At 47.5% G+C, this 16,155-nt stretch carries 16 protein-coding genes; 12 read left to right on the forward strand and 4 right to left on the reverse strand.

Annotated elements, in window-relative coordinates; translation table 11 throughout:
* Positions 1 to 24 precede the first annotated feature (24 nt).
* The 4 genes from DVG79_RS10215 to DVG79_RS10230 all read left to right on the forward strand — a co-directional run bounded on the left by DVG79_RS10215 (position 25) and on the right by DVG79_RS10230 (position 4,520).
* Positions 25 to 879, forward strand: a complete 855-nt coding sequence (locus DVG79_RS10215; RefSeq protein ID WP_114596637.1) for a sulfite exporter TauE/SafE family protein — start codon at positions 25 to 27, stop codon at positions 877 to 879.
* A gap of 206 nt (positions 880 to 1,085) precedes the next feature.
* Positions 1,086 to 2,303 carry a PucR family transcriptional regulator gene (locus DVG79_RS10220; protein ID WP_114596638.1) on the forward strand — a complete coding sequence of 406 codons (1,218 nt, stop codon included), beginning with the start codon at positions 1,086 to 1,088 and terminating at the stop codon, positions 2,301 to 2,303.
* 120 nt (positions 2,304 to 2,423) lie between these two features.
* On the forward strand, positions 2,424 to 3,548 hold the full coding sequence (ald, locus tag DVG79_RS10225) for an alanine dehydrogenase (RefSeq protein WP_114596639.1): 1,125 nt from the start codon (positions 2,424 to 2,426) through the stop codon (positions 3,546 to 3,548).
* A gap of 108 nt (positions 3,549 to 3,656) precedes the next feature.
* Positions 3,657 to 4,520 carry a tetratricopeptide repeat protein gene (locus DVG79_RS10230; protein WP_114596640.1) on the forward strand — a complete coding sequence of 288 codons (864 nt, stop codon included), beginning with the start codon at positions 3,657 to 3,659 and terminating at the stop codon, positions 4,518 to 4,520.
* 1 nt (position 4,521) lies between these two features.
* On the opposite strand, the gene DVG79_RS10235 is transcribed toward DVG79_RS10230, so the two are convergent.
* Entirely contained in the window at positions 4,522 to 5,169 is a 648-nt protein-coding gene (locus DVG79_RS10235; protein ID WP_114596641.1) for a diacylglycerol/polyprenol kinase family protein, read from the reverse strand.
* A 116-nt stretch (positions 5,170 to 5,285) separates the two neighbouring features.
* On the opposite strand from DVG79_RS10235, the gene DVG79_RS10240 reads away from it, so the two are divergent.
* On the forward strand, positions 5,286 to 5,906 hold the full coding sequence (locus DVG79_RS10240; protein WP_114596642.1) for a DUF1836 domain-containing protein: 621 nt from the start codon (positions 5,286 to 5,288) through the stop codon (positions 5,904 to 5,906).
* Positions 5,907 to 5,956: 50 nt separating this feature from the next.
* On the opposite strand, the gene DVG79_RS10245 is transcribed toward DVG79_RS10240, so the two are convergent.
* Together DVG79_RS10245 and DVG79_RS10250 are read right to left on the reverse strand one after the other, a co-directional pair.
* Positions 5,957 to 6,433 (reverse strand): LURP-one-related family protein, encoded by a 477-nt coding sequence (locus tag DVG79_RS10245; protein ID WP_026827182.1) that lies wholly within the window; start codon positions 6,431 to 6,433, stop codon positions 5,957 to 5,959.
* Between the two features lie 172 nt (positions 6,434 to 6,605).
* A complete protein-coding gene (locus DVG79_RS10250; RefSeq protein ID WP_114596643.1) occupies positions 6,606 to 7,130 on the reverse strand; it encodes a restriction endonuclease in 525 nt (174 codons plus the stop codon).
* 217 nt (positions 7,131 to 7,347) lie between these two features.
* Here DVG79_RS10250 and DVG79_RS10255 point away from each other — a divergent pair, with 217 nt between their 5' ends.
* From DVG79_RS10255 to DVG79_RS10265, 3 genes are read left to right on the forward strand one after another with little or no spacing between them, the layout of a single operon-like run.
* Entirely contained in the window at positions 7,348 to 9,492 is a 2,145-nt protein-coding gene (locus DVG79_RS10255; RefSeq protein WP_114596644.1) for a PAS domain-containing sensor histidine kinase, read from the forward strand.
* The gene (locus DVG79_RS10260) at positions 9,489 to 10,574 is read left to right on the forward strand and encodes an SDR family oxidoreductase (RefSeq protein ID WP_114596645.1); all 1,086 of its coding nucleotides are present in this window, start codon (positions 9,489 to 9,491) and stop codon (positions 10,572 to 10,574) included. The genes DVG79_RS10255 and DVG79_RS10260 overlap by 4 nt, the downstream gene beginning before the upstream one ends.
* On the forward strand, positions 10,571 to 11,314 hold the full coding sequence (locus tag DVG79_RS10265; RefSeq protein ID WP_114596646.1) for a sugar nucleotide-binding protein: 744 nt from the start codon (positions 10,571 to 10,573) through the stop codon (positions 11,312 to 11,314). The genes DVG79_RS10260 and DVG79_RS10265 overlap by 4 nt, the downstream gene beginning before the upstream one ends.
* A gap of 63 nt (positions 11,315 to 11,377) precedes the next feature.
* Here DVG79_RS10265 and DVG79_RS10270 read toward each other — a convergent pair whose 3' ends face one another.
* Positions 11,378 to 12,769 carry a TrkH family potassium uptake protein gene (locus DVG79_RS10270; RefSeq protein WP_114596647.1) on the reverse strand — a complete coding sequence of 464 codons (1,392 nt, stop codon included), beginning with the start codon at positions 12,767 to 12,769 and terminating at the stop codon, positions 11,378 to 11,380.
* A gap of 171 nt (positions 12,770 to 12,940) precedes the next feature.
* Between DVG79_RS10270 and tnpB the strand changes: the two genes are divergently transcribed.
* The 4 genes from tnpB (at position 12,941) to DVG79_RS10290 (ending at position 16,150) form a co-directional block, all read left to right on the forward strand.
* Complete coding sequence (tnpB, locus tag DVG79_RS10275; RefSeq protein WP_114596648.1) at positions 12,941 to 14,113, forward strand: IS200/IS605 family element RNA-guided endonuclease TnpB; 1,173 nt, start codon at positions 12,941 to 12,943, stop codon at positions 14,111 to 14,113.
* Between the two features lie 166 nt (positions 14,114 to 14,279).
* Complete coding sequence (locus tag DVG79_RS10280) at positions 14,280 to 14,519, forward strand: hypothetical protein (protein WP_012371741.1); 240 nt, start codon at positions 14,280 to 14,282, stop codon at positions 14,517 to 14,519.
* A 97-nt stretch (positions 14,520 to 14,616) separates the two neighbouring features.
* Positions 14,617 to 15,402 carry a flagellar motor stator protein MotA gene (gene motA / locus DVG79_RS10285; protein ID WP_012371742.1) on the forward strand — a complete coding sequence of 262 codons (786 nt, stop codon included), beginning with the start codon at positions 14,617 to 14,619 and terminating at the stop codon, positions 15,400 to 15,402.
* Positions 15,377 to 16,150: a flagellar motor protein MotB gene (locus DVG79_RS10290; protein ID WP_114596649.1), complete on the forward strand. Its 774-nt coding sequence runs from the start codon at positions 15,377 to 15,379 to the stop codon at positions 16,148 to 16,150. The genes motA and DVG79_RS10290 overlap by 26 nt, the downstream gene beginning before the upstream one ends.
* Positions 16,151 to 16,155: the final 5 nt, after the last annotated feature.

A 16,155-nucleotide genomic window follows, 5' to 3' on the forward strand; every position in this document is an offset into this window, starting at 1 on the left:
AAGAACGTGAAAGGAATGTCTCAAATGGAATTTTATTATTTTTTACCGCTCGGCTTTTTCATTGGTATCATCTCCGGTTTCTTCGGAATCGGCGGCGGCATCATCTTAACACCGCTTTTACTGATTCTCGGTTTTGCCCCGAGCGTCGCCATCGCGACCAGCTTAATGTTGACGCTCGGTTCAACCGTATCCGGTACCCTCTCGCACCTGCGCCTTAAAAATGTGGTCTGGCGTGACAGTCTGGTCGTCGGTCTCGTCGGGATCATCGGTTCTACCATCGCAACGCCAATCGTTCTTCGCTTAGAAGAAGTAAACGGTGCCCATCTCGTCATCTCAATCGTGTATATCGGTTTGCTCCTGTACTTCGCCAATAAATTTTTACGTCCCAAAACAACGACCGGATCACAGACCGGTTGGAAAAACCGTTATCTGGCGCTTGGATTTATCGGACTGTTTGCCGGATTTATCTCGTCGTTGCTCGGTGTCAGCGGTGGTTTTATCATTACACCGTTACTCGTCGGTATCGCCGGATATGAGTTGAAGCGCGCAGTCGGAACAAGTATTGCTTCTGCCTTACTGATCGTCTTGTCCGGTCTCGTCAACTATACGGTTGCAAGTACCGATGTCGATCTCCTCGTCGGAGTCATGTTGATCATCGGAGCGTTACTCGGTGCGCCGATCGGGGCCAAACAATTGGCGCATTTCGACAGCCCGTTCGTCAAAAAATATCTCGGCATTTTTTATCTGACCGTTGCAACAAGCGTTCTTCTCGAAGTCCTTCATTTCAATACGGCTTCACTGATTGTCTTGATTGCCCTTAGTCTTATCTTCTTGCTGACACTCGTCGTTTACAGCCGGAGACGGTCTGTTCGACGCTGATTCTGCCTATCATTTCGCCTCCCGACAGTTCCCCGGTAAATCCGGTTAACTGTCGGGAGGTTTTTTTGTGCCTGGTTTTCATATTCATCCACTCTTTATAATTTGTTAAATTTTACAACTTATCGGAAAACTCTTTGTTCTTATACACAACCAAAGATATACTTACTTCAACAGTATTTTTAAAAGAGAAAGAAGGTCTGATTTTTATGTTGGAAGCGACGTATCATTCCCTTGAGGATTTAGCGGAAGCGATTGGTGTCGCACTGAGTGCTCCCATTACGATCGAGGACCGGAATCACCGGTTGCTTGCTTATAGTACACATACTGCCGATACGGACCCGGCCCGGATTGCAACGATTATCGGGCGACGCGTTCCTGAATCGGTCATTGATCAACTGTGGAAAGACGAAGTCATTCAGAATCTTGCGGCACAAGATGAACCGTTGATCATTTCAGCCCGTACAGGTGTCGGTTTGAATGACCGTGTCGCGATTGCGATCAAGCAAGATACAGAAATTTTAGGGTACATTTGGTCGATTGCCCGCAGTACGCCTTTTTCGGAAACGGAGTTATCCGACTTAAAAAAGGGAGCTTTGCTGGCCCAACGGCAATTGCTCGCGATCGATATGCAAAAGAAACGCCAGGAAGAAAAAACGGAACAATTCTTTTTTGAACTGCTGCATGAAGACATGCCCGAATCGGAAATTTTAAAGACCTTCTCTAAATTACATGTTGCGCCACCCGGAATCAGCCGTCTGATGGTCATCCGGTTTTCAGAAGCCATCACGCCGCGTCTCGCGGATCGGTTACGCTATTTGCTGACTATCCAGCAAACCGTCCGACCGCTTTTGTACGCGTACGATGAGACTGATTTTATTTTGTGGATCAGCACAAACGATCAAGATGCCCATCATGAACGACTGCAGTTCGATGCGTTCATCCAGTCGTTCCGGCAGATGCTCGCCGAACGATTTAATTACACGAACTTCATCTCTGCCAGCAGTGAAGTGTTTACCGGCGTCCAGTCGATTCCGGAACGGTATGAAGAAACCGGCATCGTTCTCCGGTTAAAAGATGCTTTTCCGTTTGAACTCAGCACGGTTACACGATATGAACGTCTGGGTCTGTTTCAACTGTTGCCGATTTTTTCCGAACGGTTACGCAGAAGGACTGTCCGCTTGGAAGAAATCGAACGCTTGCGTTCCTATGACGAGAAGCATGCCGCTTCCCTTTGCGAAACGTTGGAGTGGTTCCTCCATTATGATGGAAACGTCAAACAGGTCGCTTCCCACCTGCATGTCCACCCGAATACGATTTTGTACCGGATGCGAAGAATCGAAGAAGAAGCCGGTATTCGGATGGAGTCACTTCCGGAACGTGCCCTTCTTTACCTGTACCTAAAAGCAGACCGTTATCCTTTGTGATTTTTCACAAAGGATTGCTTGTATTTTTGAAATCGCCGATAAAGTAGAACGCTTTCATTTCTCGTATACTGAAGGAGAAGTAACACACTGTTTGTTTATTCGCGAAAGGGGATCGCATTTATGATCATCGGAGTATTAAAGGAAATCAAAAATAATGAAAACCGTGTCGCGTTAACGCCTGCTGGGGTAGCAGCATTAACGGGTCAAGGACATACGGTCATCATTGAAACAACTGCTGGTATGGGGAGCGGCTTTACAAACGAAGAGTACACGCAAGCAGGGGCACAAATCATCGAGACAGCGGCTGAAGTTTGGGCGACTGCTGAACTCGCACTGAAAGTAAAAGAACCGGTTGCTTCGGAATATCAATACTTCCGGCCGGAACTGACATTGTTCACCTATCTTCACCTGGCTGCAGAACCTGAGTTGACACGTGCGCTCGTCGATTCAAAAATTACAGCCATCGCATACGAAACGGTCGAAAAAAACCGGACGTTACCACTCTTAACACCGATGAGCGAAGTCGCAGGTCGGATGGCATCGCAAATCGGTGCTCAGTTCCTCGAAAAACCACATGGCGGCATGGGAATCCTGCTTGCAGGTGTTCCGGGTGTCCGTCGGGGTAAAATAACGGTCATCGGCGGTGGTGTCGTCGGGACAAACGCAGCGAAACTTGCGGTTGGTCTCGGTGCAGACGTAACAATCATCGATGTCAGTCCGGAACGTCTTCGTCAACTCGATGATATTTTTGGTAATTCAATCAACACATTGATTTCAAACCCGTATACGATCGCAGAAGCTGTCGCTGAAAGTGATCTCGTTGTCGGTGCCGTCTTGATTCCTGGAGCAAAAGCTCCGAAACTTGTCACGGCTGAAATGGTCGAGCGGATGAAGCCGGGTTCTGTCATCGTTGACGTAGCAATCGACCAAGGTGGAATCTTCGAAACAGTCGATCGTATTTCGACACACGATGATCCGACATATGAGAAGTTCGGTGTCGTTCACTATGCGGTCGCCAACATGCCGGGTGCAGTTCCACGCACATCGACACTCGCTTTGACGAACGCGACACTTCCTTATGTACTCGAGCTTGCGAACAAAGGCACGCACCGCGCACTTGCCGAAAACGCTGCTCTTGAAAAAGGTCTGAATGTTGCCCAAGGATTCGTCACGTACGAAGCGGTTGCCCGCGATCTTGGATACACGTACAAATCGGTGGAAGATGTGCTTCATCTACACGCTTAAGCCTATCTGCTAAAGACAAGAAACAGCCCGTTGCTTCAGCAATGGGCTGTTTCTTGTCTTCTCTTTCCATTATTATGAAGATATCACACGACATAAGGTGGTTTTCACATGATCCATACGTTACATGCACAATCAAATGAGATTACGATTCCCTTCGCAGAACTTGATCTGTTGTCTCATTTGACGTCTGAATTCGAACCCAAGCTGTTTCAGCAAAAAATTGAACGCCTGCACCAGTTGGACCCTGGGCATCCGCTTCCCGGGATTGCTAAAGCCTATGCCTTCTTTCACGAACAAAACTTTTCAGCCGCACGTCGGCAACTCGAACAGGCACGTGCCGAAACCGGCGATCATGTCCGGGCGCACCTGCTGCTCGGTTTGATGAGTGAAGTCGAAAATTTTCAGCATGAGGCTGAACGGCATTTCCTGGATGCGTTGTCGCTTTTTCCGGAGGAGCCGAGTGTGCACCGTCATTTAGCCGTTCATTATCACGAGCGGGAATTTTTCGGCGAGGCCGCGTCTCATGCCCTCCAATATCTGAAAAAAATCGGTCCCGGTGGAGAAGGAACCTTGATGACCATCGATATGATGCAATCGATGCCCGGGCATGACGAACATGTGCTGGAGTCTCTTTACGCACTGCTGTTCGAGATTCCGGAACACCACCACGATATGGTGTTCCATGCGATTGCCGCCAACAATGCGGAAATGCGTTATGAGTTATTCCATCAGGCACTGGACGGCGAACCGGATGAAGCAACCGTCTTCCGGCTCGATTCCATGCTTTCCCTGATGGTCGAGCACAGCATGTGGGCGGCCGTCTACGATCAGACGAAAGATCGGATGTACCGGTCCGTTTTTAATACGATTTGCCGCGACTTGACGTATCGTCATGCTGGAATCCGGTCCATTCCGCTCTACCTGACAATCCGGTCCCGGTATTTCATGCGTCGCCTGTTGCACCGTCCGTAATTTACAAGGCGAATGCGACAAGGGCTCCGATTGTCAGTGGAATCAACAGATTATCGGTATCCCGGTAAGAGACCGCTTCAATCAAGGCCGCAATGTTGGCCAGTAAAAAGCCGTAACTGACCGCAAGCCAGGTCGGTTCTTCATAAAATAGAAATGTCACTGTCAATACGAGAAAAGATGCTAAAAACATCGCGATGCTGCCTTCGAATGAACGACGGATTTTTCCACGGGTGTAGAATGTTTTCCCAAAGCGTTTTCCGATGAGGGCGGCTAATCCGTCTCCCCAGGCAAGGACCATGCTTCCTGCGACAAGCGCCATCGGTTCCTGTTCGAAAAAGAACAGAACCAGCAGGGCCAAGGCAATCGGATAATACACGGTTCCATACGAAACCCGTTCCACTTGATTCATTCGTCCGGTTCCTCGTTTCAAGGTAATCAAATTGATCAGTGTGAAAAAAAGCAGCGGTGTGATGGCGACATACCAATGCTCCATCCAAGCGAGTGCTAAGAATACCCAGTGCCCGACCGCGATATGAATCCACTTCCGTATCGTCTCGGGTTGCACCTGCAATTTCTTTCCCGTCCATTCGAGAAGAGCTAAGACGATTCCAACGATGACGATTGTTCCAATTGCCGCAATCCACTCCATACGAATCCCCCTTTTTCTGATAGTTTCATTGTACTTCGTTCGATTGGCGTTTGCTCTTTCGAACCTCCATTTGTTAACATAAGGTCAAATGACGTTCTAGAGAGGAAGTATTCTGCATGTATGATGCTCAAGCTGTACAAACGTTATCCAGTTGCCTGCTTCGTTTAAAAGAAGGCAAAGGAATCGGAACACTCGTATCTGAAGAGGAAGCCGATCTGCCGAAAGTAATGACCCGCCTCAAACAGTTTGACCCTTCCAAAAACGGTTTGTCCATCAATGAAATCGTCCACCTTGCCAATGCGTTGATCGGGGAACATATGTCGGCAACGACGATTCAAAATTGGACGAAACGTGAAGTCCGCGACATCATCGGTGTTCCGCACCGTGGTAAAAAGTATTCCATTAACCAGGCTGCCATCATTTACTTACTTGATGATTTAAAGCATTTGTTTTCACTGGAAGAAACACGTGAATTATTGACGATCGTCTTTAAGAATCCAAACATCGATGAAGATGACTTGATCAGTCCGCTCGATTTCTATCTTGTGTATACTCAACATGCGGAAACAAGCGGTCCAATCGAGTTAACGGAAAAACGCTTGAGACGGTCCTTAGAGCGTATTAACGCTTACCGCCCTGAAACGGTCCACGTTCTCCAGCTCTGCCTCTATGCACGCCGTATATCGCACCTGACGCATGAAGCAAAGCAACGTCTTCAACATGTCTTACAAACTTAACAAAAAAAGATGTCTGACCATCAAAGCGATGGCCGGACATCTTTTTTGTTTTAAACTGCTGTAAGTGACTTATAGTTGACGTTATTCGTCAGGCTTTTTAGAACCGAGAGTAATTCGTACATCGAAAGCTTATCCGCATCTTTGACAAGGCGGTATTCATCGCCGTCTTGCAGCAATTCTGCGACGACTTCTCCCGCTGAACTCCGTACTGAGAATTTTCCTTTTGTCAGGTCGAAGGAAATCGTGTACGTACCGCGCTCGTAAACGTTGTACTCACATTTCTTCGAGAAGAGTGAAAATTTCTCACGCATTTGACCTACTTCTTGACCATCATGGTTCATCACGACCCATTTCTTGCATGTCGGGATGAACTTACCAAACGCTACCCCTCTACCTTCACCATTCATTACTTGGACACGACCGGTTTCGTCGTGTTGAACCGCACCAATCATTTGGTGGGATTCATCATAAATCGCGGCATGACCTTGCGAAAAAACGCAACCCTGCACATAGACAACTTTGCGCAACAGAAATTCTCCTCTCACTGCTAAAAAGTGCTGGTATTTCGTCCCCAGTATATTTAGACATTCCATATAATTTTGATTTTCTTTATCTGACTGATATTTCGTTAACGAAAATGATTATTGCACCGTTTGAACAAATTGACAACCCCCTTTTGTCGACAATCATTCGACAACATTAGCGAAAGCCAATTTCATGAGCAAATTCCAGTAATTCGTTCCGATCAACCAACCGAACCCGATTCGGTTCTGCCAGACGATAGGCGGCTTCCGTATAAGTCGAGTTCGTCACGACCCATCCTTCATCCATCCCGTAAAACGGGACGGCAGCCGCTACTTGTTGAACGGCTTCGAGTCCGACGACCGAACCATATCGTTTCGCTTGAATCGCAATCCTATACCCTTGTGCGTCTTCTATCAATAAATCTGCTCCGAAATCACGTGAGGCCGGTGTCAACTCGACACGATACCCGGCTCTTTCAAAAAGCTCGACCAACCATTCCTCAAACTCTCGTCCTTCCATCCGGTCCAACCGGTTTGCTAATGACGGGGTCAGGAATGAAAGGATTAAAAAGAGTGTACACCCTACTATACTGACAATCAAGATTAAAGGTTCCCAAGAACTCGAAAAAAAATAAGCAGCGGCTCCCCCGCTCACTGCGAATAAGAAGGCAATCATTCTTCGTTTTGTCTGTTTTTGCATCGTGCTGTCTCCACCCTTCTGAATCCGTCCATCTGATTCTGTGTGATACCCTCTTTAATCAGGATTGTTCTCTGAATTCATCATACTAAATTCAAGCTTCTCTTGCGCAGGTGATAGGAACGACGTAACGAGACGGAGAATATATAGAGAATACGTCACCCTGCTGACTTTTTTACACACATCCGTTTATCGTTCATTTCTTTTAAGGAGGCAGCTCATGGCAGAACATTCATCTCCTTCTTCCAGCAGAGTCATTCATGCAACGTTGCGTGCTCTTGAAGAGCCTGTTGTACTAGTGGATCGTTTCGGTATCATCGACTTTGCGAATCCTGCATTTCATAAACAGTTCCGGCTGTCATCAGCTGATACATCGCTTTCTTCATTCTTTTTATTGGAAGACACACTTTTCCCGATTTCAAACCGGGTTCAGGTCGTTTCTCTCCCTTACACGTTGACGATTTCTCCAGTCGAACAAACGGATTTCTTTTTAGTGACAATCCAGTCTCTTGATTTCCATCAATTACTGGACTCAACCATCGATGCCGCTGTTCTCGTGACGGATCCGGATTTCCGCATCACGGCCATCAACGAAACAGCCGGGACGATGTTCGGTGTCGATCCTGCCGCACTGCCTCGGGAGATGACACCGATTTCGATCCATGATCCGGAAGAATTCCGACTCCGGAAACAACACCTCGAACAATTGAATCTCAAAAACCTGTCCGACGAGGATATCCTCTTATTACACGGCCGGGATACAGAAAACGACTGGACATATCATCGAACAGACGGTTCCCGGTTTTATGGTCGCTTGTACATGACACGTCTTCAAAATGGCGGTTTCTTCTTGTTCATTACAGATATCAGTTCTCAAAAACAAGTCGAGCGGCATCTCGTGAAAAGTGAACGACGGTTCCGCCTGATTGCCGAATCCGTCCTTGAAGCCGTCATCTTTCACGATGATGGAGTCATTATCGATGCTAACCGGGCAGCCGAGATCATTTTCCGGACCCGACTTGAACTGATGAAAGGACACCGGATTCTAGACTTTATCCAACCCGAGTTTCAAGAATCCGTCATTCGCCGAATTACGACTCATTATGAAGAACCTTATGAAGTCATCGGACGGCGGGCAGACGGCACCTCTGTCGAAATCGAAGTGTTCCCTCGTGAAATCACACATGACAAAACCCGGATGCGCGTTGCTGTCGTCCGTGACATCAGCGAACGAAAAAAAATAGAAAAAATGTTGGAACGTGAAAAAAATGCCATCATGCGCCAACGGGATATTACTCAATCGATTCTCCAAGCTTCCAATGAAGGATTTTTATTGACGGAGGAAGACGGCAGTTTCGCCTATATGAATGTCAAAGCACGTAAACTACTGGATGTACCGGGTATCGCACCAAGTAAAATCCAGGAGCGGATCAGCATGATTCCGAATCTCGATTTAGCAACACGTTACGCCATGCTACAGCAAGTCGAAGAGTTATTGGCAGGGAAACACTCCGAGATTTCCTTCCGCTTCACATTGCAGCAGCCAGACGAATCCAGTCATCATTACTTTGAATTTTATGCGACGTCCATCAAAAAAGAACGCAATCGTTTTTCTCGTCACGGCTTTTTGTTCGTCTTTCGTGATCGGACGGAAGAACAGAAAATGGATCACGTCAAAGATGAATTGATCAGCACCGTCTCCCATGAATTACGGACACCGCTCTCGTCCATCCTTGGTTTCATGGAGCTGTTGCGTTACCGACAACCGACACCTGAAAAGACAACCCGGTATATTCAAATCGTTCACGAAGAAGCCAAACGGTTAACCAATCTTCTCAATGATTTTTTAGACATTCAACGAATGGAAGGCGGCAAACAAGACTATGTCTTCAAACCGTTCTCGTTACGTCAACTTTTAGCAGAAACGATTGAAACATTCGGCGAGACGGCAGAGACACATACGATCCACGCCACAATGGATGATGATCCGATCGTAATTTTTGCCGATGAGGACAAAGTCAAACAAGTCATCATTAACCTGTTATCCAATGCCATCAAATATTCGCCCGCCTCCGATCATATTGATGTCCGTTTGGAGAAAGTAACAGACCAGGCCATCTTGAGCGTGACCGATTACGGGCTCGGGATTCCGTCAACCGCTTTTGAAAAATTATTCACGAAATTTTATCGTGTCGACAATTCAGCCGTCCGAAAAATCGGCGGAACCGGTTTAGGACTCGCCATCTGTAAGGAAATCATCGAATCCCATGGAGGTGCCATCTCTGTCGAATCGGAATTAAATCAAGGATCGACGTTCACGATTGTATTGGAGCTTGATCCACGAAAGGATTTTGAAAAAAAATGAATCGAACTTATCTAATCACGGGATTTCCCGGCTTTTTGGCAACGAAGCTGATCGAACGCTTGGCCCTTGTTCCAGAACAAATTGACTGTTTTTATCTGTTGCATCTTAAACATGAACATGCGAGCGCCGTTTTGCAGAAAGAACAGTTTTTACGGACGACCCCCCTTAAGGAAGAACAGTTGATTTTAATGGAAGGTGATATCACGAAAGAGGGGCTGGGGTTGCCTGATTCGATTCGGCAGGAGCTGTCCCATCGCGTCACCCATCTCTTCCATCTCGCTGCCTTGTATGATTTGGCGACTGCTTACGATGTTGCTTTTCGGATTAACGTCACCGGTACGTCTCATGTGACACGTCTTGCACATACCCTCGTCCACTTGGAGCGCTATGTCTACTTCAGTACCGCATACGTTTCCGGTCTTCGAACAGGAACCATCTCCGAAAATGAATTAGCGCACCAGGCAGACTTTAAAAATGCCTACGAAGAAACGAAATACATCGCGGAGGTACGGTTCCGTGAAGAAGTCGGAACGTTACCCTATACGATCATCCGTCCCGGAATTGTCGTCGGACATTCACAGACCGGTGAAACACCCAAATGGGACGGTGTTTATTTCGTCCTGAATGCCTTACGGTTACTGAGTCGATTTGCGCCGTTACCTTATGCCGGACGAGCGAATGCACTCGTCAATCTGGTTCCTTATGATTATGTCGTCAATGCGACGACGTATCTCAGTCATGCACCGGCAGGCGTTCGAACGACTTATCATCTGACAGACCCATTCCCGCATGGTGCCCGGGCAATTTACGAAATGCTGCACGTCGTCTATTACGGGTCCTATCCACGCGGGATCGTCCCGTTTCGTCTCGTCACATCACTGCTGACACCACGCGTCGCCAAACGCTTGCAGATGCAGCGGCAGACGCTTGACTACTTCGTGCATCCTGCCCGGTATGATACGAGTAACACATTGCGTGATTTGGACGGGACTGGTATCATCTGCCCAGATTTAGCGGAACTGATTCCTCGCCTTGTCGCCTATTACAAAACAAAACATTCACAGATAGGAGAAACACTATGAACGTTTTAATCACAGGTATGAACGGAACGGTCGCTCCTGTCCTCGCGGACGTCTTCCGTTCCCATCACTACGAGATCACCGCCTGGGACCGGTCTGTCGTCTCAACGACTGATCCTGCCGTCATGGAAGCGTTCATCGATCGTGTTCAACCCGACCTGTTGCTGCATATCGGGATGGGTCCGGCTGAATTCGCCGAAACACTTGCACGACTGTCGTTCGAACGAAACATTCCGTTTCTTTTTACAAGTACGGCTTCCGTCTATTCCGACGATCAAAAAGGACCGCACGACCCTGCGGTCGTACCGGCAGCAATGGATGAGTACGGGGCTTACAAACGAACGTGCGAACGTCTGATTCAAGCGGTCAATCCCGACGCCTACATCGTCCGGATCGGTTGGCAGATCGGACAGGCAGCCGGCTCCAACAATATGATTGATTATTTGGAACGCCACGCTGTTCCCGGTCCGATTCCTGCCAGTACACAGTGGTATCCTTCCTGTGCCTTTCTAGAAGATACGGCACAGACGCTGTACACGATTGTCACGACCTATACACCCGGTCTTTATCTGGCAAACGGGAATTCCAGTCATTCATTTTTTGAAATCGCGACAGCTTTGAACATCCTCCATGGTTCAAAGTGGCAGATTATCGAAGATAACCGGATGACGCGCGATGATCGGATGACCGATTCACGGGTTGTTATCCGACCGATTTCAGAACGCCTATCCTGCGCCCATTAAAAAAGTGTCCTCCATCCCGGTCAATACGGGATGGAGGACACTTTTTTTGGCTGTTGTTGAACATCAGCCAATCAACATATTTTCTTTCGGATAACGAATCAAGCGATCGTGTTGAGCGGCAAACGTAAACAGAATCGTCAACGATCCGACCCGACCGAGCAACATCATAAACATAATCAGGGCTTTCCCGAAGTCATTTAATTCCGCTGTGACATTCAATGACAGACCCACTGTCCCGAATGCGGATACCGTCTCGAAGAACAAGCCGACAAAAGAAATGTTCGGTTGTGACAACGCAAGCAACGTCGTGATCAAAGCAATGAACAGGAGACTAAATATGGCAATCGCATAAGCTTTTTGAATCGCCTGCGGCCGAACCGTCCGTCGCATCAAGACCGTCTCCCGTTGTCCGCGCAGATACGTCCAGACGTTTTTTAAGATGACAGCTGCCGTTGTGACCTTGATTCCGGATCCCGTCGAAGCAGATCCTGCCCCGATGTACATCAAGACCATCATCAATCCGATTGATAACGGAACCATCGTTGTTAAATCGATTGTCTGGAAACCGGCTGTCCGCGTCGTGACGACTTGGAAGAAGACGATGTGCAATGCTTCAAAAAAGGATTTGTCATGAAGCGATCCGAGGTGCGACACCCATTCATAAATCATCATCGCGAGGACCCCAAGTCCATTGATGACGACAAGTGATAATACCATCAGTTTCGAATGTAAGGAAATCTTCTTAAAACTCCGTTTCGCAGAAATATCCGCAATGACGGTAAAACCGAGTCCGCCAATCATCAATAACGCAGCAATCGTCAGGATGAAAGTCGTATCCTGTTGAAAACCGGCCAGGTTATCGCCCCATAATGCAAAGCCTGCATTGTTGAAGGCCGATACGGCATGGAACAGTCCATAATACAGTGATTTGCCGAACGTATACTTATATTGGATGAATAAGTCGAGGGCAATCAACAGCATCCCGATCAATTCAACGACGACGGTCGTCAGGATGATGTTACGGGTAAGACGGATGGTCCCGCCCGGACTGTCGAGATTAAACATCTCTTGAATGATGATCCGTTGCCGGATACCAATCTTTCGTCCCGTTACGCTTAATAGGACAAGCGCAATCGTCATGAATCCGAGTCCTCCGACCTGAATCAATAGCATTAAAATGATTTGCCCGAACAAGTTGTACGCTTCTGCAATATTAATCGGCGATAACCCCGTCACAGTCCCGGCCGAGGTCGCGACGAACAAACAGTTGATGAACGACACATCCTGTCCTGCTTGTTGAGACACCGGTAACCACAGTAAAAAACCACCGAGTAAGATGGTCAAGGTAAAGCCGGTCGCAATGAACCGGGCCGGCTTATCGAATAACTGATGGTAAATCAGTTCTCCGAGCCGGCCGAACTTCGCAAGACGTGAACGTCTTTTATGTGAAAACATATTCGTACTCCTCCTAAATGAAATGACCCAATTGCATCTATCATACTCCCTCAAAAACATTTGTTCTATATAAATTAGGCGAAAGTACTCCCATTTCTAAACGAAGTGAAAGTGGGAGGTGAATCGCCCCCCTCCCTTTCGGGTATAATACCTTTCAAGGTGGTGAAAATCATGTTGAAGCATAAGGCCTACAAATTCAGAATCTACCCGACAAAAGAGCAGGAAATTCTGATCGCGAAGACGATTGGATGTTCGCGCTTCATCTTCAACCACTTCTTGGCGAAGTGGGATGAATTGTACAAGACCACTGGAAAAGGACTGTCTTACGGTTCTTGTTCGAAAGAAATCCCGATGCTGAAGCAAGAGTTCGACTGGCTGAAAGAAGTCGATAGCCATTCGCTTCAATCGAGCGTCAAGCACCTGACCGATGCGTATGACCGCTTCTTCAAGAAGCAGAACGAACGGCCTCGATTCAAATCGAAGCGCAATCCCGTCCAATCCTACAAGACCAATATCGAGAAAAAGAACCAGCTTCCTGAGGTCTCAATCGTCGGCAACAAGCTCAAACTTCCGAAGCTGAAGTGGGTGCGTTTCGCCAACTCGAGACAAATCACAGGCCGTATCTTGAACGCCACAATCCGACGCAACGCGTCTGGAAAATATTTTGTTTCCCTTCTCGTCGAGCAGGAAATCCACGAACTGCCGAAGACCGGTTCATCCGTCGGCGTAGACGTCGGGTTGAAAAACTTTGCCATCCTGTCGGATGGTACGGTATACAAGAACGATCGCTACTTCCGTTCGCTCGAGAAAAAACTGGCGCGCGAGCAACGTAAGCTCTCTCGTCGCCAGCGCATGGCCTTGAATAAAAAAGTGAAACTTTCCGAGTCGAAGAACTACCAGAAGCAGAAACGAAAGGTCGCCCGTATCCACGCAAAGATTGCCAACAAGCGAACCGACTTCCTGCACAAGGTATCCACCGAGATCGTCAAAAACCACGACGTCATCGGAATCGAGACCTTGCAGGTAAAGAACATGCAGAAAAATCGGAAGTTGAGCAAGGTCATCTCGGACGTCAGCTGGTCGAAGTTTTTCCTTATGATAGAATACAAGGCGGACTGGTACGGGAAAACCGTCGTGAAGGTCGGAAAGACCTTTGCTTCCAGCCAACTCTGCGCGAGTTGCGGCCATCAACACAAAGACGTGAAACATCTTGGTTTACGTGAATGGACATGCCCGATTTGCGGCATCCACCACGATCGTGATGTGAATGCAGGACAGAATCTCAAACAAGAAGCAGAACGCATCTTAGCTTCTTCAACCGTCGGGACGACGGGGTTAGCCTGATCAGGTTTCGACCGCTAGGTCGGATAACTCAGGAATCTTCCATCTCTTAGTGAAGTGTAGGTGGAGATAGTTCAATTAAATCTGCAATCTGCTAAACGTTTTCGTTTTTTTTTGGTAAAATAGATAAAAGTCGACGTTTAATCATAAAAGGAGGTTGAGGGAAACAGTGGACCCTAGGACGGCTGACCATTCGATTGAAGATGTCTCGCGAAGGCTTGAACGCCAATCGCAATGGATGCCCGCACAGCTATATTATCAATTCGAGGAGTTATTATCGTTGCACGTGGATCAATCAATTCTAAACGAATTGTATATTGCATTAAAAAAATACGATGTATTAACCGATATAGAACGTGACGAACGAAACGAAAGCATTCAATTGCTTATCGATGAAAACGGCGCGTGATTCTCGGTTTTTGGATTTCCGAGCAGAAGACGCCTCTTCTGCTCTTTTTATTTTTTCGTTCACGATCAGACAACATGGGAAAGGTGGCACAAATGAAATGGATATCGTGTCGATTATTGGTATTATACTGGGGCTCATCACCCTGGTCGGAGGAATGATTTTAAAAGGGGCCTCCCCGATTGCATTGCTGAACCCCGCGGCACTCGTCATCATTTTTGTCGGTACAGCGGCAGCAATCATGATTTCATTTCCAAAGGAACGTTTAAAAATCATCCCTGCTTTGTTTAAAGTCATCTTCTTTGAACAGCAATTGATGACAAAACAAACGTTGCTTCAACAATTTTTAACCCTTTCGACACAGGCTCGAAAGGAAGGTTTATTGTCACTTGAAACGGCACTGGAAGAAGTCGATAATGCGTTCATGCGCCGTGGCGTCATGATGGTCATTGACGGTCAACCGTCAGAATATGTCGAAGACGTTATGACCCGCGATCTTGAAAACATGACCGAACGACACCATGCGAATGCCAACATCTTCACGCAGGCCGGTACATATGCCCCGACTCTCGGGGTACTCGGAGCTGTCGTCGGCCTCGTCGCTGCGCTGTCCGATTTATCCGATATCGAAAAGCTTGGTCACGCGATTTCCGGTGCTTTCATCGCAACGCTGTTCGGGATTTTTACAGGATATGTCCTCTGGTTCCCGTTTGCGACGAAGCTAAAGCAAAAGTCAGCTACTGAAATCCAACTCTATGAAATGATGATTGAAGGAATCTTATCCATCCAGAACGGAGAATCTCCTAAAAACCTGGAGGATAAGTTACTTGTCTATCTGACACCGAAGGAGCGTGCGACGTATGAAACGGAAAAAGAAGCCGCATGATGAACACATCTCTGAAGGCTGGCTGATTCCTTACGCCGATCTCCTGACATTATTGCTCGCTTTATTCATCGTGCTGTTCGCTTCGAGTAACGTCGATGCCGTCAAACTAAAAGCCATGTCCCAATCGTTCAGTTCTGTCTTCAACGGTGGTTCCGGCATGATTACGAACAGTTCCCTATCGACCTCACAGGAAGAAGAGGATTCGAAAAAAACGGATGCCCGAACAAAAGCACAAAGCTACGAAATCGCTGAGCTCGAAAAGATCAAAGAAGAAGCCAATGATTACATCAAACAGCAGAAGCTTGAGAAAGATATCAAAGTCGAAGTCACGAATGAAGGACTTGTCTTCACGATCCGTGACCGGGCCCTCTTTTCTCCTGCCCAAGCCGATGTAAAAGGGGATGCGATTCAAATCGCTCAAGGTATGAGTACCCTGCTTGTCAAAGCAGGACAGCGTCAAATCCAGGTTTCGGGTCATACGGATAACATTCCGATTAATACCGTTCAGTATCCGTCGAACTGGGAACTCAGCGCAGAACGGGCCATCAGTTTCATGCGTGCCCTTCAGCGGAATCCACAGCTTGCTCCAAAACGGTTTACGGTCAGCGGCTACGGAGAGTATCAACCGATTGCTTCGAATGATACGGAAAACGGTCGGAGCCAAAACCGTCGTGTTGAAGTCTTGATCCGTCCACTGATTGACATCAAGGCACAAAATGTCTTAGATGAAACGAAGGTCAAGCCGTAACCTCC

The sequence above is a fragment of the Exiguobacterium sp. RIT594 genome (assembly GCF_003339585.1).
Taxonomy (GTDB): domain Bacteria; phylum Bacillota; class Bacilli; order Exiguobacteriales; family Exiguobacteriaceae; genus Exiguobacterium_A.

Bases quoted from the DNA above. Each gene is read 5' to 3' on its own strand.
- DVG79_RS10215 (WP_114596637.1), top strand. From the start codon at position 25: ATGGAATTTTATTATTTTTTACCGCTCGGCTTTTTCATTGGTATCATC.
- tnpB (WP_114596648.1), top strand. From the start codon at position 12,941: ATGTTGAAGCATAAGGCCTACAAATTCAGAATCTACCCGACAAAAGAG.
- motA (WP_012371742.1), top strand. From the start codon at position 14,617: ATGGATATCGTGTCGATTATTGGTATTATACTGGGGCTCATCACCCTG.
- DVG79_RS10220 (WP_114596638.1), top strand. From the start codon at position 1,086: ATGTTGGAAGCGACGTATCATTCCCTTGAGGATTTAGCGGAAGCGATT.
- DVG79_RS10270 (WP_114596647.1), bottom strand. From the start codon at position 12,769: ATGTTTTCACATAAAAGACGTTCACGTCTTGCGAAGTTCGGCCGGCTC.
- DVG79_RS10250 (WP_114596643.1), bottom strand. From the start codon at position 7,130: ATGCAAAAACAGACAAAACGAAGAATGATTGCCTTCTTATTCGCAGTG.
- DVG79_RS10230 (WP_114596640.1), top strand. From the start codon at position 3,657: ATGATCCATACGTTACATGCACAATCAAATGAGATTACGATTCCCTTC.
- DVG79_RS10240 (WP_114596642.1), top strand. From the start codon at position 5,286: ATGTATGATGCTCAAGCTGTACAAACGTTATCCAGTTGCCTGCTTCGT.
- DVG79_RS10265 (WP_114596646.1), top strand. From the start codon at position 10,571: ATGAACGTTTTAATCACAGGTATGAACGGAACGGTCGCTCCTGTCCTC.
- DVG79_RS10260 (WP_114596645.1), top strand. From the start codon at position 9,489: ATGAATCGAACTTATCTAATCACGGGATTTCCCGGCTTTTTGGCAACG.
- DVG79_RS10290 (WP_114596649.1), top strand. From the start codon at position 15,377: ATGAAACGGAAAAAGAAGCCGCATGATGAACACATCTCTGAAGGCTGG.
- DVG79_RS10255 (WP_114596644.1), top strand. From the start codon at position 7,348: ATGGCAGAACATTCATCTCCTTCTTCCAGCAGAGTCATTCATGCAACG.
- ald (WP_114596639.1), top strand. From the start codon at position 2,424: ATGATCATCGGAGTATTAAAGGAAATCAAAAATAATGAAAACCGTGTC.
- DVG79_RS10235 (WP_114596641.1), bottom strand. From the start codon at position 5,169: ATGGAGTGGATTGCGGCAATTGGAACAATCGTCATCGTTGGAATCGTC.